Genomic DNA, 18,321 nt, shown 5'->3' on the forward strand with positions numbered 1-18,321 from the left:
CAAGCTTTAGGCTTGCCGGGCTAAAAAGTCGGGCAGCACCTGATCCGCCTGTCCCCAACCGGCGAGCGCGCGACCGGTTGCGCGGTCGAGCAGCATGGCGGCGTCGCGCACGGTGAAGCGTTGCGCGCTGTCGGCGTCGCGCAGCTCGCTCCAGCTCAACGGCGCGGAAACCGGCGCGCCGGGGCGGGCACGCGCGACATAGGGCATGACTGCGGTGCTGCCGCGCTGGTTGCGCAGATAGTCGATGAAGATGCGGCCCTTGCGCTCGGCTTTTTTGAGGTTGGCGGTGAAGCGGTCCGGCTCGGCCTGTGCCAGCGCGCGGGCGAAGCGTTCGGCGAAGGATTTGGCTTCGGGCCATTCCGCCTGCGGGGTCAGCGGCACGATGACGTGAACACCCTTGCCCCCGGTCAGCATCGGCCAGCTGGTGAGGCCGAGATCGGCGAGATGCCGTTTCAGATCCGCCGCCGCCGTCTTCACCTTGGCGAAGTCGAGCCCCTCGTCCGGGTCGAGATCGAATACCAGCCGGTCGGGCTTTTCGACATCCTCGACCCGGCTGCCCCAGCCGTGAAATTCGATCGTCCCCATCTGGACACAGGCGCGCACGCCGTCGGCATCTTTGAGGTAGAGATAGGGTTCGACCGACCCGTCCTTTTCGCGAATGTCGACATGATGGACATGTTCGCCGAAGCTGCCTGCGTCGTGCTTCTGAAAGAAACATTGCTTGGCGCGGCCCTGCGGACAGCGCACCAGGCTGACCGGGCGGTTGGTGAGCCAGGGCAGCAAGATTGGCGCGACGGCGGCATAATAGTCCGCGAGCTGACCCTTGGTGATCTTTGAATCGGGGAAGATCACGCGGTCGGGGTTGCTGATCTTCACATCGCTCTCCGGTGCGGCGGGCGGCGGCGCGGCGGTTTCGGTCACGACCTGATCGACGGATTTGTCGTCGCGCAGTGCGATGAAGCTGGCATGGCGGACGACATTCTCGGCGGTGAATTCGGCGAAGGCGACCTCCGCGACCAGCTTGGGCGTGACCCAATGCGCCCCGCGCGCCGCGACCTTGGGGACGTCGACCGGCGGCGTCTTGCGCTCGATCCGGGCGAGCTTGTCCATCAGCGCCGCGGAGTTGGTCGCGTTGAACCCGGTCCCGACCTTGCCCGCGTATCGCAGCGCGCCATCTTCATGCACGCCGAGCAGCAGCGAGCGCAGCCCGCGTCCGCTCGCGCTGCTGGGCAGCCAGCCGACAATCACGAACTCCTGCCGTCGCGTGCATTTGGTCTTGAGCCAGCTCTTGGACCGCGTCCCGCGATAGGGAGCGTCGGCGCGCTTCGAAATCACGCCCTCATGCCCCTCACGGCACATCGCCTCGAACAGTTTCTCGCCCGCGCCCAGCACATGTTCGGAGAATTGGATGCGCGGATCGGCCCCGGCGACGAGCGCGCGGAGACGCTCCTTGCGCTCGATCTGGGGGAGCACGGCGATGTCCTCCCCGTCCAGTTCCAGCAGGTCGAAGGCGAAGAAGGCGAGGTCGCCGCGCCCTTCGGACAGGGTTTCCTGCAGCGTCGAGAAATCGGGCTTGCCGTCCTTGAATGCGACCACCTCGCCATCGATCAGCGCCGAGGCGGCGGGGAGCGTGGCAGCGGCTTCCGCGATGCGCGCAAACTTGTCGGTCCAGTCGAGGCCCGACCGCGTGAAGACCTTTGGCCCGCCCTTCCCCAGAGCGACCATCGCGCGGTAGCCGTCATATTTCATCTCGTGCAGCCAGCCGTTTCCGGCGGGGACCGCATCGACCAGCGTGGCGAGCTGAGGGTCGCGGAAGTTGGGGCGTTTGCCGCCTGACATCTGGCTCTTCGCGACCTTCGGCGCTGCGGCCTTATGCTGTCGCGCAGGTTTGACCCCCTCCTCGATCTCCAGCATCGTCCGCCCGGTGGCGACGCTGGTCAGCGCCGTCTCCACCAGCGTATCGGTCGCGCCAGCATAGGCGTCGTCGATCTTGCGCAGCAGCCAGTTCTCACGTTTCTCCTTCCCGCGCGGCTTGAGGCGGATCAGCAGCCATTCGCCCTTCATCCGCTCGCCATCCAGGGTGAAGTGGAGATGGCCCTTGTCCAGATCCTTGGCGCTCTTCCCCGGCACCGGCGCCCAGGTCCCGCGATCCCATAGCATCACCGTGCCGCCGCCATATTCGCCCTTGGGGATCGTCCCCTCGAACGTCGCATAGGACATCGGGTGATCCTCGGTGCGCACCGCCAGCCGCTTTGCGCCGGGATCGAGGGTGGGGCCGCGCGTCACCGCCCAGCTTTTGAGCACCCCGTCGACTTCCAGCCGGAAATCCCAGTGGAGGCGGGTCGCGTCATGCTTCTGCACTATGAAGGTGCGGCCTTCACCCTTGCCGATCTCGCCGCGCGGCTCCGCCGTCTTCGCGAAATCGCGCATCGCATTGTATTTTGCGAGCGGGTCAGTCTTGGCCATCGCGTCGTCCCGCAAAGGCCCTGTCCTCGATCCAGCCGAACAGGGTGAGCAGCAGCACCGACCCGACCGTGCCGATCACCGCAATCGGATAAAGCCCGGCGCCGAACGCGATGCCGATCGATGCGGCAAGCCAGATATGGGCGGCGGTGGTGAGGTTCTTCACCTCGCCCCTGGAGAAGACGATGAGCGCGCCTCCGATCACGCCGGCCATGGCGGCGGTTCCCTCGATCACGCGGAGCGGATCGGCCTGCGATTCCTCACCGCCCAGCTGATAGTAGAGCGCCAGCGCGCAGACCGTGATGAGCGCGGCGGAGAAGCACAGGATCGCGTGCGTACGCAGCCCCGCGCCATGCCCGCGCACCTCACGATCGAGCCCCAGCAGCAGGCCTGCAACGGCCGCGCCGGCGAGCCGCAGCCACGGATCCCAGTTGAGTGCGTCGAAGGTGATCGGCGGGTTCAACTCCATCGCGTCACGCCCGCTTGCGCGCCGGGGCCTTTTTGGCCGGAGCCTTTTTTGCGGGGGTCTTCGCCGCAGATGCCTTCTTAGCCGCGCCGGGTTTTTCGAGGCTCTTCTTGAGCGCGGCCATCAGGTCGACGACATTGCCGCCACGCGGGTCGCCGCCCGAGTCCTTGTCCTCGATGATCTTGCGGTTGCCCTTCTGCTTCTTCTTGCGGTCGATCAGCCCCTTGAGCGCATCGACATAGCGGTCGTGGAAGGTCGCGGGGTCGAACTTCGCGGCCTTTTTCTCGATCAGCGACTCGGCGAGGCCGAGCAGTTCCGCGTCAGGCTCGATATCGGGAATGTCGCGGAAATAACCCTGTGCCTTGTTGACCTCATCGGCGTAGCGGAGCGTTTCGAGCACCATGCCGCGCCCGCACGGCTTGAGGCTCACCACATATTCACGACCGCGCATCGCGAGCTGGCCGAGGCCGACCTTGCGCGTGCGCTTCAACGCCTCGCGCAGGACGACGAACGCCTCTTCGGCAAGGTCGTCGGCAGGGACGACGAAATAGGGCTTTTCATAATAGAGGACGTCGATCTCGTGCGCGTCGACGAACTGGGTCAGTTCCAGCGTCTTCTTCGACTCCAGCTTGACCGCGTCGATCTCGTCCTGGTCGAGCAGGACATAATGGCCCTTTTCATATTCGAAGCCCTTCATGATCTCGTCGGTGTCGATCGGGCCGATGCCGGGCACGACCTTCTCGTACTTGACCCGCTTGCCCGAAGGTTCGTGGACCTGATGAAAGGCGACCTGTGCGCCGGATTTGGTTGCGCTGTAGATTTCCACGGGGATCGAGACCAGCGCCAGTCGGATCTGACCCTGCCAATAGGCGCGCGCTGCCATTCAAACCTCCCTCGTTGCGAGGCCGATTCAAAGCGTGAGGGCGGGAGTCGTTCCGAAGTCCGGCGACAACTTGCCGCGTGACCTCGGCAACACCTCTGCTACACATTTGCGATGATGCTGCATTTCGCCGCGCTCGACTGGCTGGTGGTCGCGCTTTACCTCGCCGTGCTGGCCGGGCTGTCCTGGCATTTCAACCGGGTCGAGACGCGCAATGCGGGGGACTATTTCCTGGCAGGGAACAGCGTTCCAGCCTGGCTCGCGGCGGTTTCGGTGCTCGCGACCAACCAGTCTGCGGCGACCTTTCTGGGTGCCCCGGATTACGGGTATCGCAGTGATTACAGTTACCTCGGCGCGGTGCTGGGCGCGATCCTCGCCGCCTTCTTCGTCGCGCATGTCCTGATCCCGCGCTTTTACGCGCTGCGCGTCGCGACGGTCTATGAGCTGCTCGAGACGCGCTACAGCCCACGCGCGATGCGCTGGGCGGGTGGCATGTATCTGGCGGGGCGGATCCTGTCCGGGGGGCGCGCGCGTCTATCTGGCGGCGATCGCGATCGCGATGGTCGGGTTCAACGCGATCGACGCCGGGTCGATCATCCTGTCGGCGGCGGCGGTGATGCTCGCCAGCCTTGCCTTCACGCTGCGCGGCGGCCTCAAATCGGTGATCTGGAACGATTTCGTCCAGTTCATCGTCTATGCCGGTGCAGCGGTCGCGGTACTGATCTTCCTGCGCGCCGCGATCCCGCTCGACAATGCGGCGCTGATCGATGCGCTGCGCAATGCGCCCGACGGCACGAACAAGTTGCGGCTGTTCGATTTCTCGACCGATCTTGCCAAGCCGTTCACCGTGCTGGCGGCGGTCACCGGGCTGTTCCTGCTCAATACCGCCAGCTCGGGACTCGACCAGGACACCACCCAGCGTCTGCTTGCCAGTCCGGACGCCAGGACCGGCGCACGCAGCCTGATCTTGTCGGCCCTGGCCAGCGTGCCCGTAATCGCGATCTTCGTGACGATCGGGCTGTTGCTCCACATCTTCTACAATCGTCCCGACCTGATGGGCGCGACCAACACGGTGTCGGCCCAGTTCGCCGGCGAGAAGATCACGGTGTTCGTCCACTATATTCTGACGCAATTGCCGCCCGGCCTGCGCGGGCTGGTGACGATCGGGGTGATCGCGGCGGCGGTGTCGACCGTCACATCCGCCCTCAATTCGATGTCGTCGGTGCTGGTGAGCGATTTCTACCGACCTTGGCGCGAGGCGCATGGCGGCGCGGCGGATCGCCACTATGTCCATGCCGGGCGCTGGGGCATGGCGGCGGTCGCGGTGGCGATGTTCGCGACCGCAGTGCTGAGCTATTACTGGCAGAAGCACAGCGACATGCCGCTGCTGGAGTTCGTGCTGTCGGTGATGGTGTTCGCCTATGCCGGGCTGCTTGGCGTCTATGGCGTCGCGCTGTTCAGCACGCGCGGCAATACAGCGTCGGTGATCGCGGCATTGCTCACCGGTTTCGTGACCGTATTCCTGCTCCAGCCCTTCGCCCTGGGGCCACAAGGTCTCGCCTTCCCCTATCTGCTGTGCATCGGCACGGCGGCTGCAGCGATCGTCGCGGCGATTCCGCAGGGCAAGAAATCCGCTTGACTCGTGTCATGGATACCTGACATATAGTCACCCGTGACTGACATATTGTCAGGGAAAAGTGACGCATGCGGAACCGCCTGAAAGTGCTGCGCGCCGAACGCGACTGGAGCCAGTCCGAGCTGGGCGGGCATCTCGGCGTGTCGCGCCAGGCGGTGAATGCGATCGAGACGGGGAAATACGACCCCTCGCTCCCGCTTGCCTTTCGCATTGCGCGGCTGTTCGATTTGAGGATCGAGGAGATTTTCGATGACACGGAGCACGACCATGGCGAATGATCCCCGCCCCGGCATCGCCGCAGCAAGGGCACGCAGCCGGCGGCTGAGCTTCATCATCGGCGGATTGATGGCGGCGGGCGGCGTGATCGGCTTCCTCTCGGCCTTTTTCGAGGTCGAGGGCGGCGGCTTTCTTGAGGGCATTCCGGCCGCTTGGGCAATCGTCGCCTCCGCCGTGCTGCTGGTCGCGCTCGGCTATGGCGGGTGGCGCTATCACCTCGCCACCGACGAGCTCGACCGGCGCGACAATCAATGGGCCTCGGCGGTCGCGCTAAACCTCTACATCGCCGGCTATGCCTGCTGGTATCTGTGGTGGCGCGGTGGACTGGTGCCCGAGCCCCAGCATGAGGGCGTGTTCGTCGCGACGATGATCGCGATGCTGCTTGCCTATGGCTACAAGAAATTACGTCCCTGATTGACCCCAAATCATTGGTATCGGAGTAAATTATGATCAAGATGCTATCGCGCACCGGCACTGCCCTTGCGCTGCTGTTCGTCACCCCCGCCGCGCTGGCGCAACAGGCGCCCGCCCCTGCCCCGGTGGCGCAGCTCAAGGATTCCGACCCCGCACTCTGGGTCGTCAAGGACGAGGACACGACGATTTATCTGTTCGGCACGATCCACGTCCTGCCAGCGGGCCTCAGCTGGTTTGACGAGGCGGTGAAGAAGGCGTTCGACGAGAGCAGCGAGATGGTGACCGAGATCGGCGAGATGCCGGATCCCGCCAGCGTCCAGCCGCTGATCCTCAAATATGCCGTCAGCACGGCCGGTCCGACCCTTACTGAACGCCTGCCCGCCGACAAGCGCGCCGCCTTTGCCAAGGCCGTCGCCGATGCCGGATTGCCCGCGCAGGCGGTCGAGCGGTTCCAGCCCTGGTTCGCCGCCAGCCAGCTCAGCCTCGTCGCGCTGATGAAGGCGGGCTATAATCCCGCATCGGGCGCGGAAACCGCGCTCAGCGAAGCGGCCAAGGCGGCGAACAAGCCGGTTTCGGGGCTTGAGAGCATCGAGATGCAGTTCGGCTTTTTCAACAGCCTCTCGGAAGCCGCGCAGATTCAGTTCCTCAGCGAAACGCTCGAGCAGCTCGGGCAGGTCGGGCCGGAATTCGCCAAGATGGTCGCGGAATGGTCGGAAGGCGATGCCGAGGGTCTGGCCGCGATCATGAACGAGGCGCTGCGCAGCTCGCCCGAGCTCAGCAAGATGCTGCTCGCCGACCGCAACGCGCGCTGGGCCGAGTGGATCGACACGCGGCTCGACAAGCCGGGAGTCGTGTTCATGGCGGTCGGTGCGGGCCACCTTTCCGGGCCGGACAGCGTTCAGGTCATGCTGGAGAAGCGCCAGATCAAGACCCAGCGAATCGAGTATTGAGCCTTGGCTCCCCTCCCTGAAAGGAGGGGAGCCAAATGCAGGACGCCCTAAAACAAATCCGGCTGGCAGACCGGCTTGAACTCCGGACCCCGGCCGCGGCGGCGGTCTAGTTCGACCTGTGCAGTGTAGCGAATGTCCTCGTCGCGATCCTGCAGGAAGGCGTCGAGCGATTCGTCGTCGATCTCGCTCCATTCCTTCCCGCGATCCGGGCCGTAACGGACGCGCGGGAGCAGACCGGGCAGCTTCGACCATTCGATCAGCTGCGCGACGCTCGCTTCGTTCAACATGTCGCGCAGATGGTGCGCGGTCACATAGGCGTCGGGAAAGGCGCGGTGCGCGGGCAGGCCGCGCTCATGCTCCAGCCCCTCGGGCATGCGGTAATAGCGCAGGAACTGGTTCGAGAAGCCCGGACTGTCGCGCCACAGCCGCAGCGCGCATTTATACGTGCAGATCCAGTCTGCCCCGCGTGTCAGCGACGGGGTGCAGAACTGCTCCTCGAAGCTCGCGCGATGCGCCGCCAGCGCGACGCGGCGCGGCCAGGGATCGAGCACCGGGCGCGCGACATCGTGCCACCATGATGCGTCGGCGACATCCTCATCGCGGATATGGTGGATCGCCATGGTCAGCGGCGGGATCGGGCGGCCGGGATTGACGAGGCGCGCGCCGCCCTCCCCTCCAGCGCCCAACGGCCGTCCTTGCCCAGCACGACATCCTGCCACCCGATCTCGCACACGCCATGCTGGGGCGGGGCGTTGCCGGTGGTTTCGAGGTCGATGACGCGGATGATCTGGGGGGCGGGGGAGCCATGCCCCCATGTGGCCTGCGCCGCCGCGATTTGCCAGCCCCGACCGGTGCGGACTGTCCCGCCCTGTCAGAGATCGTCGCTGGTGCGCGGCGCGCGGCGCGATAGGATCGCCCCATGCACCTGCTGCGCCGCCTGTTGCTGTTCCTGACGCTGACGCTGGCCAGCCCGGCGCTGGCGGGCGTTTCGCTCTCGCCGGCGACCGCACGAGCCCCGCGCTGCATCGAACTCGCCGGGGGCGATGCCGCCCGTGCCCGCTACATCGCCGCGCGCCGCGCGGAGCTGGCCGCGTGCGACCCGGCCAAACCCACGCTGCAATGCGCGACGAGCTGGGGACAGCTGCTGGTCGCGTCGCGCGATCCCGGCGACCTTTGGGTGGCGGAACGCTATGCCCCGCTGTTCCATACCGACCGCCGCCCGATGACGCGCACGGCGCAGCTGGTCCGCACCTATCTGCACCTCGCCAGCGGGATGGAGCAGCAGGCCTGCTTCATGGAGGGTGAACCACTGTACCGGCTGGCGCTCGCGCTGCTTGAGGCGGAGAAGGCGCAGCACGTTGAGGTCGCGGATGTCTATCAGGCGCTTGCCTGGAATCTGAATTATCAGGAACGGCATCGCGAGGCGGAAGCGATGATGCGCACGACGCTCGCCCTGCGCGCCCGGGTGCTGCCAGTCGGAGATCGGGACATCCTGCAGGCTCGGCAGGACATCGCCTATTTTCTGGAGGACCAAGGTCGCTTCGCCGAGGCCGAGGCCACATATGCGCCTTTGCTCGCCGCACGCGCCCACCCTGTCGACAACAGAGGCCGTCTCGAACTGGCCGTGACCTACACCAATCTGGGCTACAATATCGCCAGCCAAGGTCGGCTCGCGGAGGGCGAAGCGATATTTCGCAAGGGGCTCGAAGCCTCTGCGCTGCTGGTTGGCGAGGATGATCCCGGCGTGGCGCGGGGGCGGACTTATGTCGCCGGTATCATCGCGAAACAGGGCCGGATGGATGAGGCCGAGACCTGGTATCGCAAGGCGTTCGCCGTGCTGATCAGACGTCCGGCGCTGGATCCGGATCGCGCGCGGGTGATCCTTGGCCTCGCGCGGCATCTTCAGGCGACAGGGCGGGAGCCGAAAGAGGTCCGCTCGCTGCTGCTCGTCGCCGCAGCCGATGCGCGCCTCAGGCTTCAGTCCCATACAGGCTTCTCCCGCGACGCGCAGGCGGCGGTGGAGCGCAGCGCTCCGATCTATACTGCGCAGGTCCGTGCGGCTTGGGATCTGGCCCACCCTGCTTCCCGCTAGAACGCCGCTCGTCAAACCGCGTCGATAGTTGGTCGAAACGCGATTTCAGCCCCTTGCCTCTCGTGTCTTGCTGGCATAGATCACCCATTTGACTACGAATGTAGTCGAGTGAGCCTGGAGAAAGACATGACCCTGTTGCACGCCGTATCGGCGATCGCCCTGATCGCTTCGGCACCGGCCTATGCGCAGGTCGCCGCTGCTGTCGATGACGGAGCGGAGCGCGAAGACACCGGCGGCGCGACGGCAGCGGCGGCGGGGCGTCAGGTGTTCGAGGCGGCGTATTTCGCGCCCTTCGCCCCCTCCACCGCGCTCGACATCGCCAATCGCGTGCCCGGCTTTGCGATTCAGGAAACCGATGCCGAAGTGCGCGGCTTCGGTTCGGCGGCCGGCAACGTGGTCATCAACGGCCAGCGCCCCAGTTCGAAGAGCGACCCGCTGACCACCATCCTTTCCCGCATTCCGGCCAGCCAGGTGCTGCGCGTCGAGCTCGGGCCGGGCGACGGGTTCGGCGCGGAATATGCGGGCAAGGCACAGGTGCTGAACCTGGTGCTCGGCAACCGCGGCGGCATGTCGGGCACGGTGACGGCGTCGGTGCTGCGCGACTATACCGGCAAGGTCGCGCCAGAGGGCAGCATCTCTACGCTGATCCGCAGCGGGCGATCGACGTTCAACGTCGCGCTGGCCCTCGACAACGACTTCACCACCGAGCACGGCTACGACCGGATCACTGCGGTGCCGAACGGTGCGCTGCTCGAATATCGGGTCAAGGAAAACCGGATCAACGCTCCCAATGGCGCGCTGTCGGCATCCTGGTCGTTCAACGACGGTGCATATCGCACCGCCAACCTCAACGGCCGCATCTTCCTGGACCGGTTCAAGCTGGATCAGGACAATGACGTAACCCCGGCGACCGGGCCAGTGCGCGACGACCGGCTGAGCCAGCGTTTCGACCGCGATATCTATGAGCTAGGCGGCGACGTCACGCGCCCCTTTGCCGGGGGCGGGATCAAGCTGATCGGCCTCGCCACGCGCCGCTACCGTGACAATCGCGAGCTGTCGCTCAATCGCATCACCGGTACCGTCACCGGCGGCTATGAGCAGGAGCTTGACGACACGCTGGAGGAGACGCTCGCGCGGCTCGTCTGGACCCGCCCCGACCTTGGCGGCTGGTCGGTCGAGACGGGCGCAGAGGGGGTGATCAACCGGCTGGAGAGCAAGGTCGACCTGTTCCTGCTCGGCGCGGGCGGGGCACGGACGCGGATCGACCTGCCGGTCGACGACGCGGTCGTGCTGGAGCGGCGCGGCGAACTGTTCCTCAACGCCGGACGCGGGATCGGCAAGGGGCTGCGGCTCGACCTGGGTGCGACCTTCGAAACGTCCCGCATCACCGTGTCGGGCGATGCGACGTCGGAGCGCGCGCTGAGCTTTCTCAAGCCCAAGCTGGTGCTCGACTGGCGATCGGGCAACTGGCACGTCAACTGGCTGGCCCAACGCTTCGTCGCGCAGCTGCAGTTCGAGGATTTCATCTCGAGCGCAGAGTTGAGCAACGACCGCGTCAATGGCGGCAACGCCAACCTCCTCCCCCAGCGCGGATGGGAGACTCAGCTGACGGTCGAGCGCAAGTTCCTGGGCGACGGGCTGATCAAGGTCGATCTCGGCTATCAGCGGGTCGAGAAGGTTCAGGATCGCGTACCGACCCCCGAAGGATTCGATGCGCCGGGCAATCTGGGCACCGGCCATGTCTATATCGCGCGCAGCCGAATCGACGCGCCGCTTGCCAAATTGGGCATCAAGGGCGGGCGGCTCAGCATCTATAATTCGATGGTCGCGACTTCGGTGCAGGATCCCTATACCGGCCGCGATCGGCCCTTTTCAGGTTATACCGGCTTCGTCCACGAAACCAGCTTTCGGCAGGATCTGGGCAGCTTCGCCTGGGGCTTTTCGGTCTTCGCCAACAGCGGCTCCAGCTTCTATCGCCGGAACGAGGTCGATGCGAACCGGATGGTCCCGCCCTATGTCACCGCCTTCGCCGAATGGCGGCCGTCAAAGGCGACGACGGTCACCTTTGCGCTCGACAATGCGACCGGAACCCCGGGGACGCGCGAACGGACTTTCTACACCCCGGATCGCTCCGCCCTCACGCCCACAGCGGTCGAATATCGCAGCCGCAACAAGCACATCGTGCCGTCGCTGACGGTGAAGCATAGCCTGGGATAACGGCTCATCGGGTTGCGGCGACCCAGCGCGCGATCAATGCGCCAAGCGCGGCGCGCTTCGTCTCGATCGTCGGGGGATCGCGCAACGTCACCACCCCGCGATCCGCTGCCGGCCAGCTGGCGAGACCATCGGGATCGGCGAAGCTGAAGCCTGCAACATCCCTGGATGCAACACCGCGATGCAGGACAATGCGGACCCCGCCCTTGCGCTCGATCCCCAGCGTGACCTTGTGATCCGCGCCGTCGCGAAAGCTGGGCGCGTTCCACTTGATTTCTTCGACCAACTCCGGGGCAGCGTCGATGACGATCGCGCGCAGGGCATCGACCATTGCCCGATCCCCCGGACCGAGCGCGTCAAGCCATGTTACGACGGCAGCGTTCAATGCCCCGCCTGCGGCCCGCGCTCGAGCCCGCTGGCAGCGAGCTGGGCGTCGATCATGGCCAGGAGGCGTTCCAGCGCTGCCTCGTCCTTCGCCTCGGCGCGGGCGACCAGCACGTCCTGGGTGTTCGACGCGCGCAGCAGCCACCAGCCATCGGGGGTATTGACCCGCGCACCATCGGTGTCGTTGACGTCCGCGCCCGAGTCCTTGAGCCGCGCCAGCACCTCGTCGATCACCGCGAACTTGCGGCTTTCATCGACTTGGAAGCGCATTTCGGGGGTGTTGACGATTGCGGGCATCGCGCTGCGGATGTCGCTCATCGACTGGCCGATCAGGTGCACCGCGTTGATCAGCTGGACCGCGGCATAATGTGCATCGTCGAACCCGTAATAATCCTGCGCGAAGAAGATATGGCCGCTCATCTCGCCCGCGAGCGGTGCGCCGGTTTCCTTCATCTTGGTCTTGATCAGGCTGTGGCCGGTCTTCCACATCAGCGGCTGGCCGCCCAGCTCGGCGATGCGGTCGTACAGTGCCTGGCTGGCCTTCACGTCCGCGATGATCGTCGCGCCGGGATCCTTGCGCAGCACAGGTTCGGCCAGAATGGACAGAAGCTGATCGCCCCAGATCACGCGGCCCTGCCCGTCGATCGCGCCGATCCGGTCGCCGTCGCCGTCGAAGGCCAGTCCGAAATCGAGGTTCTTCTCCGCGACCAGTGCCTTGAGGTGCGCCAGATTCTTCTCTTCGGTGGGATCGGGATGATGGTTGGGGAAATTGCCGTCCACATCGGTGAACAGCGTGTGATGCTCACCCGGAAGCAGCTGGACCAGCTTCTCGATCACCGGACCCGACGCGCCATTGCCGCAGTCCCAGCCGATGCGGAAGGTGCCGCCCGAATATCCCGCGAGCAGGCGACCGACATAATCGTCGAGGATATCGGCGTCGGCGACGGTGCCCTCGCCCTCTTCCCAATCGCCCTCCGCGGCCATCTTGCCCAGTGTCTGGATGTCGGCCCCAAAGAACGGACGGTGCTGAAACACCATCTTGAAGCCATTATAATCGCCGGGATTATGGCTTCCGGTTATCTGGATGCCACCATCCACTTCTAGTACCGCTTCGGCATAATAGAGCATCGGCGTTGCGCCGAGCCCGATCCGCACCACGTCGCAGCCCGACGCAGTCAGCCCCTCGATCAGCGCCGCCTCCAGCACCGGCGAGGAGACGCGCCCGTCGCGGCTGACCGCCACCCGATGTCCGCCCGCGCGGCGCAGCAGGGTGGCGAAGCCGCGCCCGATCGCGCGCGCATCGTCCGGCCCCAGCGTCTTGCCCACGATTCCGCGGATGTCGTACTCGCGCAGCGAGGTCGGATCGAAACGATGGGTCATTGGGCCTCCAGGGAAATCGACGCGCTTCATTTCGCGCGCGTTACGCAAAGTTCAACCGTCAAACGCGGCTGACAGCAATGCGTTTCAGTTTTTTGGTTTCAACAGCGTGTCGCGCGCAGCGTTGACTTGACGTGTCAGCTCGGGCGAGCCGCCGCGATCCGGATGGACATTGGCGATCAGACGGCGGTGCGCGGCGCGGATCTCGTCCGGCTGCGCACCCGGCGCGATGCCGAGGATTGAAAGGGCTTCCGCCTCCGCCGGATCGCGCGGCTGCGGCGCAGGTGGCGGCTTTGGGGTTCCGGGCATCGGGCGCCCCCAACCATGCCACAGTCGAAAGCCGAGCCAGCACACCAGCAGGGCGATCAGAAACTTCGCGATCATGCGAAGAGCGGCATCGCCGACTCAAGTTCGGGCAAGGCGAGGCCCGCCATCATCTCGCGCAGCTCCTGCCGCGCGGCGACATGGGCGAGGCCCATTTCGCCGAACTCGCGGCTGTCGAGCATTGTCAGCCCCTTGGGGAACAGCTCGCGATAGATCACGCGCTCCGACAGGCCGGGGATGACGCGGAAGCCGACGCGCTTGGCGAGCTGGTCGATCGCCTCCGACACGCGCTTCATGTTGCGCGCCTCGATATGCTGCATCCGGTTGCGCAGGACGACCCAGTCGATCGTCTGGCCGTCGGCCTTGGCGCGGCGCTTGCGCGAATCCCAGATCAGCTCCGAATAGAAGCTCGGCCGGGTGACCCGGAAGGTATCGGGATCGACCTGCCCGATCAGGTCGAAATCGACGAAGCTGTCGTTCATCGGCGTCACCAGCGTGTCGGCATTGGTGATCGCGATCCGCCCGAACTTGTCGTCGCGCCCCGGCGTGTCGATGATCAGGAAGTCGGTATCCTGCCCCAGCCGCTCCAGCGATTCGGAGAAGCGCGCGATATTCTCGCCATCATGCGTCTCGTACCGCGGCATCGGCAGCGGTCGTCCGGCGCGTTCCATCGTCTGAAGCCGATTGTCGAGATAGCGGCCCATCGTCCGCTGGCGATGGTCGAGGTCGAAACACGACACCCGCGCGCCCTTCATCGCGAGCGCGATCGCGGTGTGGACAGCGGTCGTGGATTTGCCGGTCCCGCCCTTTTCGTTGGCGAAGACGATCACGTGCAGCGAGTTCGATGCGTCGGTCACTCAACTTCCCTGATTGAACACCCGGCCCGCCCCCCATAGAAGGCCGCCCTTCGTTCCATATCCAAGGCATTGTGCGCGTGCAAACCATCCGTCAGCTCTCCGACCTCCGCGATGCCGTTTCGGGATTTCGCGCCAATGGGGAGCGGATCACCTTCGTTCCGACGATGGGCGCGCTGCATGCCGGGCATATGGCGCTGGTGGCCGAGGCGAAGCTGGCGGGACAGCGCGTGGTGGTGTCGATCTTCGTCAACCCCAAGCAGTTCGGCCCGAACGAGGATCTTGCCCGCTATCCGCGCAAGGAGATGGCGGATTCGCGGATGCTGTCCGAAGCCGGGGTCGACCTGTTGTGGATGCCGCCGGTCGAGGTGATGTACCCGGAGGGCCATTCGACCAATATCTCGGTCTCCGGGGTCAGCGAGCCGCTCGACGGCGCGGCGCGGCCGGGTCATTTCGACGGGGTCGCCACCGTGGTCGCCAAGCTGTTCAACCAGGTGAAGCCCGATATCGCGCTGTTCGGGGAGAAGGATTTCCAGCAGCTCGCGGTGATCCGCCGCATGGTCGCCGACCTCGATTTCGATATCGAGGTGCGCGGCGTGCCCACCCAGCGCGACGATGACGGCCTCGCGCTGTCGTCGCGCAACGCCTATCTCGCGCCCGAGGATCGTGCCGCCGCGGTCGCTCTGCCCCGCGCGCTCGGCGTGGCGGCGCGTGCGATCGAAAAGGGGGACGATGCTGCTGCCGTACTCGCCACTGCACGCGCATCGCTGGAAGCCGCTGGATTCGAAGTCGATTATGTCGAGCTGGTCGATGCCGACAGCCTCGCAGCACCTCTCCCCGGCCAGCCCCGCCGCCTGCTCGCCGCCGCGCGGATTTCGGGCACGCGCTTGATCGATAATGTTTCGGTGGCGACGCCGGAATGAACGGTAAACGCTGTTAACCTTTTGCTTACCATGAATGCCGCACTCTCGCCTCCATGATGAGAGCGATGAAAAGTGGGGCAAAGTCATGGGCAACAGCATTAAGAGCGCACAGTTCCTGATCGACAGCCGGCTGGCGGATGCGGCGCGCGGTAGCGCCGACGCGGCCTACGAACTCGGGATGGTCTATTCGAGCGGCGCGTCCGGCATCGACATGGACCTGATCGAAGCGCACAAATGGTTCAACATCGCCGCCCTCAAGGGCAGCGCCCAGGCGCCATACATGCGCGCCGAAGTCGCGGAAGAAATGACCGCGCGCGAAATCATCGAAGCGCAGAAACAGGCCCGCGCCTGGTTGCAGATGACGAGCCTTCGGGCGGCGTAACGCCCCTCCCAGAACGGCGTCATCCCGGGCTTGACCCGGGACCCCGCTTCTTCTGCCTTTGACAAGGCAGCTTGACCCCGGCTCAAGCCGGGGCGACGATAAGCTATTCCTTCTTCACCGCCGCCTTCTTCTTCGGCGCGGCTTTCTTGGCCGATGCCTTCTTTGCCGGAGCCTTGCGCCCGCCCTTCTTCTTGACGGGGCCGGCTGCAGCCTTGGCGTCGATGAGCTGGACGGCTTCGTCGAGCGTCAGCGCGGCCTGATCGACCGTCTTGGGCAGCGTCGCATTGGTGGTCCCGTCGGTGAGGTAGGCGCCATAGCGCCCCTCCATCAGCTTGATCTCCGCGCCCGACACCGGGTGCGCACCCAGCACCTTCAATGGCTCGCGCGACCCGCGCTGTGGCCGCCCGCCGCCCGCTGCCGCTTCGGCTAGCTTGACGACCGCGGCGTTCATGCCGGTTTCGAACACCTCTGCGGTCGAAGCCAGTCGCGCGTATTTGCCGTCATGCGCCAGATAGGGGCCATAGCGGCCAATCGATGCGGTGATCGGCTTGCCGCTTTCGGGATGGTCGCCGATCGTGCGCGGCAGGTTGAGCAATTTGACCGCCCAGTCGAGGTCCAGCTCGGGGATATCCTTGGGGATCGACGCGCGCGCCGCCTCCTTGCCCTCGCCGCGCTGGAAATAGGGACCGAACCGGCCCGAGCGGCGGCTGATTTCCTCACCCGTGCCGGGGTCGGTGCCGATCACTTCCGGCCCGCTGTCGCCACCGTCCGCGCCGCCCGGTTGGCCGAAGCGGCGGGTGAATTTGCAGTCGGGATAGTTTGAGCAGGCAACGAACGCGCCGAACTTGCCGCCGCGCAGCGCCAGCTTGCCGACCCCGCAGGACGGGCAGAGGCGCGGATCGGTCCCGTCGCCCTTGTCCGGGAAAAGATAGGGCTCGAGGAACTTGTCGAGCTCGGCGGTCACCTCACTCGGCTTCTGTTCCATCACCTCGTCGGTACGCGGGCGGAAATCCTTCCAGAAGGCTTCGAGCACCGCCTGCCAGCCCGCGCGACCGCCGGACACGTCGTCCAGCTCTTCCTCGAGTCCCGCAGTGAAGTCGTAATTGACGTATTTCTCGAAGAAGCGCTCGAGGAACGCGGTCAGCAGCCGCCCGGTCTCCTCGGCGAAGAAACGGTTCTTCTCGACCCGGACATAGGCGCGGTCCTTGAGCACCTGGATGATCGAGGCATAGGTCGAGGGGCGGCCGATGCCGAGTTCCTCGAGCCGCTTGACCAACGACGCTTCGGAGAAGCGCGGCGGCGGCTGGGTGAAATGCTGTTCGGCGTCGACCCCCTTCTTGGCGGGCGTGTCGCCGTTGCGGATCACCGGGAGACGGCGCGAATCCTCGTCGCCCTCGTCATCGCGGCCTTCCTCGTACAAAGCGAGATAGCCGGGAAAGATCACCACCTGTCCGGTCGCCCGCAGCGCGTCCTGTCCGGTCGGCTCCTCAAGCTCGACCGTGGTGCGCTCCATCCGGGCGCTCGACATCTGGCTCGCCAGCGCGCGCTTCCAGATCAGGTCATAGAGGCGCGCGTGATCGCCCGACCCGGCCTTGTCCTTGCTGAAATCGGTGGGCCGGATCGCTTCATGCGCTTCCTGCGCATTCTTGGCCTTGGACTGGTACTGGCGCGGCTTGTCGGGGATGTAGCTTGCCTGGTAGCGGTTCACGATCGCCTTGCGCGCCTCGTCGATCGCGCTGCCGTCCATCTGCACGCCGTCGGTGCGCATATAGGTGATCGCGCCATCCTCGTAGAGCGCCTGCGCGATTCGCATCGTGTGGCTGGCGGAGAAGCCGAGCTTGCGCGCCGCTTCCTGCTGGAGTGTCGAGGTAGTGAAGGGCGGCGGCGGGTTGCGCATCGCCGGTTTGGTCTCGACGCTGGCGACGGTGAAGCGACCCTGTTCGACCGCAGCCTTGGCGCGCATCGCCACGCCTTCGGTGCCGATCGACAGTCGGTCGAGCTTCTTGCCCTCGAAGCGGACGAGCCGCGCGTCGAACGCAGTCCCGTCATGTTCGAGATGCGCGGTGACCGACCAGTATTCCTGCGCCTTGAACAGCTCGATCTCACGCTCGCGCTCGACGATCAGACGCAGTGCGACCGATTGCACGCGGCCCGCCGATTTGGCGCCGGGCAGCTTGCGCCAGAGCACCGGGGACAAAGTGAAGCCGACCAGATAGTCGAGCGCACGGCGTGCGCGATAGGCGTCGATCAGGTCGGTATCGAGCTGGCGCGGCGCAGCCATCGCCTGGGTCACCGCCGCCTTGGTGATCGCATTGAAAGTGACGCGCTCGACCTCCTTGGGGAGCGCCTTCTTCTTCGCCAGCACTTCCTGAACATGCCAGCTGATCGCCTCCCCTTCGCGATCGGGGTCGGTGGCGAGGATCAGGCGATCGGCTTTTTTTGCCTCGTCGGTGATCGCCTTGAGCTGCTTGGCCTTGTCGGGATAGGTCTCCCAATCCATCGCAAAGCCGTCATCGGGCTGCACCGAACCGTCCTTTGCGGGGAGGTCGCGGATATGGCCGTAGGAGGCGAGGACGCGATAGTCCTTGCCCAGATATTTCTCGATGGTTTTCGCCTTGGCAGGCGATTCGACGATGACGAGCTGCATGAGATCGGGTGGTCCTTACGTGTACGCGCGAGGATGGGG

At 65.5% G+C, this 18,321-nt stretch carries 16 protein-coding genes and 2 pseudogenes; 9 read left to right on the forward strand and 9 right to left on the reverse strand.

What is annotated here, in order from left to right:
• Positions 1-6: 6 nt before the first annotated feature.
• The 3 genes from ligD to LRS08_RS07465 are packed head-to-tail and all read right to left on the reverse strand — an operon-like array spanning position 7 to position 3,812.
• Positions 7-2,466: a DNA ligase D gene (ligD, locus tag LRS08_RS07455; protein WP_260481514.1), complete on the reverse strand. Its 2,460-nt coding sequence runs from the start codon at positions 2,464-2,466 to the stop codon at positions 7-9.
• A complete protein-coding gene (locus LRS08_RS07460; RefSeq protein WP_260481515.1) occupies positions 2,453-2,932 on the reverse strand; it encodes an MgtC/SapB family protein in 480 nt (159 codons plus the stop codon). The genes ligD and LRS08_RS07460 overlap by 14 nt, the downstream gene beginning before the upstream one ends.
• Before the next feature lie 4 nt (positions 2,933-2,936).
• Complete coding sequence (locus LRS08_RS07465; protein WP_260481516.1) at positions 2,937-3,812, reverse strand: Ku protein; 876 nt, start codon at positions 3,810-3,812, stop codon at positions 2,937-2,939.
• 114 nt (positions 3,813-3,926) lie between these two features.
• On the opposite strand from LRS08_RS07465, the pseudogene LRS08_RS07470 reads away from it, so the two are divergent.
• The 5 genes and pseudogenes from LRS08_RS07470 to LRS08_RS07490 all read left to right on the forward strand — a co-directional run.
• Positions 3,927-4,229, forward strand: a pseudogene (locus LRS08_RS07470) (sodium:solute symporter family transporter); the annotation flags it as partial.
• A 67-nt stretch (positions 4,230-4,296) separates the two neighbouring features.
• On the forward strand, positions 4,297-5,448 hold the full coding sequence (locus LRS08_RS07475) for a sodium:solute symporter family transporter (RefSeq protein ID WP_260481517.1): 1,152 nt from the start codon (positions 4,297-4,299) through the stop codon (positions 5,446-5,448).
• Between the two features lie 65 nt (positions 5,449-5,513).
• The gene (locus tag LRS08_RS07480; protein ID WP_257844261.1) at positions 5,514-5,723 is read left to right on the forward strand and encodes a helix-turn-helix transcriptional regulator; all 210 of its coding nucleotides are present in this window, start codon (positions 5,514-5,516) and stop codon (positions 5,721-5,723) included.
• Positions 5,713-6,135 carry a hypothetical protein gene (locus tag LRS08_RS07485; protein ID WP_257844260.1) on the forward strand — a complete coding sequence of 141 codons (423 nt, stop codon included), beginning with the start codon at positions 5,713-5,715 and terminating at the stop codon, positions 6,133-6,135. Before LRS08_RS07480 ends, LRS08_RS07485 begins: the two co-directional genes overlap by 11 nt.
• 32 nt (positions 6,136-6,167) lie before the next feature.
• Positions 6,168-7,085: a TraB/GumN family protein gene (locus LRS08_RS07490; protein ID WP_257844259.1), complete on the forward strand. Its 918-nt coding sequence runs from the start codon at positions 6,168-6,170 to the stop codon at positions 7,083-7,085.
• A gap of 47 nt (positions 7,086-7,132) precedes the next feature.
• Here LRS08_RS07490 and LRS08_RS07495 read toward each other — a convergent pair.
• Positions 7,133-7,872: pseudogene (locus LRS08_RS07495) on the reverse strand (exonuclease domain-containing protein).
• A 132-nt stretch (positions 7,873-8,004) separates the two neighbouring features.
• Between LRS08_RS07495 and LRS08_RS07500 the strand changes: the two are divergent.
• Both LRS08_RS07500 and LRS08_RS07505 read left to right on the forward strand, forming a co-directional pair.
• The gene (locus LRS08_RS07500) at positions 8,005-9,177 is read left to right on the forward strand and encodes a tetratricopeptide repeat protein (RefSeq protein ID WP_257844257.1); all 1,173 of its coding nucleotides are present in this window, start codon (positions 8,005-8,007) and stop codon (positions 9,175-9,177) included.
• Positions 9,178-9,303: 126 nt separating this feature from the next.
• Positions 9,304-11,394, forward strand: coding sequence for a TonB-dependent receptor (locus tag LRS08_RS07505; protein WP_257844256.1), 2,091 nt, complete (start codon positions 9,304-9,306; stop codon positions 11,392-11,394).
• A gap of 4 nt (positions 11,395-11,398) precedes the next feature.
• On the opposite strand, the gene LRS08_RS07510 is transcribed toward LRS08_RS07505, so the two are convergent.
• From LRS08_RS07510 to LRS08_RS07525, 4 genes are all read right to left on the reverse strand, one after another.
• Positions 11,399-11,776: a DUF1801 domain-containing protein gene (locus tag LRS08_RS07510; protein WP_260481518.1), complete on the reverse strand. Its 378-nt coding sequence runs from the start codon at positions 11,774-11,776 to the stop codon at positions 11,399-11,401.
• Positions 11,773-13,155: a phosphoglucomutase/phosphomannomutase PgmG gene (gene pgmG / locus LRS08_RS07515; RefSeq protein WP_257844254.1), complete on the reverse strand. Its 1,383-nt coding sequence runs from the start codon at positions 13,153-13,155 to the stop codon at positions 11,773-11,775. Before pgmG ends, LRS08_RS07510 begins: the two co-directional genes overlap by 4 nt.
• An 84-nt stretch (positions 13,156-13,239) precedes the next feature.
• Entirely contained in the window at positions 13,240-13,536 is a 297-nt protein-coding gene (locus tag LRS08_RS07520) for a J domain-containing protein (RefSeq protein WP_374580635.1), read from the reverse strand.
• Positions 13,533-14,333 carry a division plane positioning ATPase MipZ gene (locus LRS08_RS07525; RefSeq protein WP_257844253.1) on the reverse strand — a complete coding sequence of 267 codons (801 nt, stop codon included), beginning with the start codon at positions 14,331-14,333 and terminating at the stop codon, positions 13,533-13,535. The genes LRS08_RS07520 and LRS08_RS07525 overlap by 4 nt, the downstream gene beginning before the upstream one ends.
• Positions 14,334-14,410: 77 nt before the next feature.
• Here LRS08_RS07525 and panC point away from each other — a divergent pair, with 77 nt between their 5' ends.
• Positions 14,411-15,253 (forward strand): pantoate--beta-alanine ligase, encoded by an 843-nt coding sequence (gene panC / locus LRS08_RS07530; protein ID WP_257844252.1) that lies wholly within the window; start codon positions 14,411-14,413, stop codon positions 15,251-15,253.
• A gap of 85 nt (positions 15,254-15,338) precedes the next feature.
• A complete protein-coding gene (locus LRS08_RS07535; RefSeq protein ID WP_257845472.1) occupies positions 15,339-15,635 on the forward strand; it encodes a hypothetical protein in 297 nt (98 codons plus the stop codon).
• Positions 15,636-15,738: 103 nt separating this feature from the next.
• Here the strand turns inward: LRS08_RS07535 and topA are convergent, their stop codons facing one another.
• Positions 15,739-18,282 carry a type I DNA topoisomerase gene (gene topA, locus LRS08_RS07540; RefSeq protein WP_257844251.1) on the reverse strand — a complete coding sequence of 848 codons (2,544 nt, stop codon included), beginning with the start codon at positions 18,280-18,282 and terminating at the stop codon, positions 15,739-15,741.
• Positions 18,283-18,321 lie beyond the last annotated feature (39 nt).

The organism is Sphingomonas sp. J315, assembly GCF_024666595.1.
Taxonomy (GTDB): Bacteria; Pseudomonadota; Alphaproteobacteria; order Sphingomonadales; family Sphingomonadaceae; genus Sphingomonas.

Bases quoted from the DNA above. Each gene is read 5' to 3' on its own strand.
- ligD (WP_260481514.1), bottom strand. From the start codon at position 2,466: ATGGCCAAGACTGACCCGCTCGCAAAATACAATGCGATGCGCGATTTC.
- LRS08_RS07505 (WP_257844256.1), top strand. From the start codon at position 9,304: ATGACCCTGTTGCACGCCGTATCGGCGATCGCCCTGATCGCTTCGGCA.
- LRS08_RS07485 (WP_257844260.1), top strand. From the start codon at position 5,713: ATGGCGAATGATCCCCGCCCCGGCATCGCCGCAGCAAGGGCACGCAGC.
- topA (WP_257844251.1), bottom strand. From the start codon at position 18,282: ATGCAGCTCGTCATCGTCGAATCGCCTGCCAAGGCGAAAACCATCGAG.
- LRS08_RS07490 (WP_257844259.1), top strand. From the start codon at position 6,168: ATGATCAAGATGCTATCGCGCACCGGCACTGCCCTTGCGCTGCTGTTC.
- pgmG (WP_257844254.1), bottom strand. From the start codon at position 13,155: ATGACCCATCGTTTCGATCCGACCTCGCTGCGCGAGTACGACATCCGC.
- LRS08_RS07520 (WP_374580635.1), bottom strand. From the start codon at position 13,536: ATGATCGCGAAGTTTCTGATCGCCCTGCTGGTGTGCTGGCTCGGCTTT.
- LRS08_RS07480 (WP_257844261.1), top strand. From the start codon at position 5,514: ATGCGGAACCGCCTGAAAGTGCTGCGCGCCGAACGCGACTGGAGCCAG.
- LRS08_RS07460 (WP_260481515.1), bottom strand. From the start codon at position 2,932: ATGGAGTTGAACCCGCCGATCACCTTCGACGCACTCAACTGGGATCCG.
- LRS08_RS07465 (WP_260481516.1), bottom strand. From the start codon at position 3,812: ATGGCAGCGCGCGCCTATTGGCAGGGTCAGATCCGACTGGCGCTGGTC.
- LRS08_RS07500 (WP_257844257.1), top strand. From the start codon at position 8,005: ATGCACCTGCTGCGCCGCCTGTTGCTGTTCCTGACGCTGACGCTGGCC.
- LRS08_RS07535 (WP_257845472.1), top strand. From the start codon at position 15,339: ATGGGCAACAGCATTAAGAGCGCACAGTTCCTGATCGACAGCCGGCTG.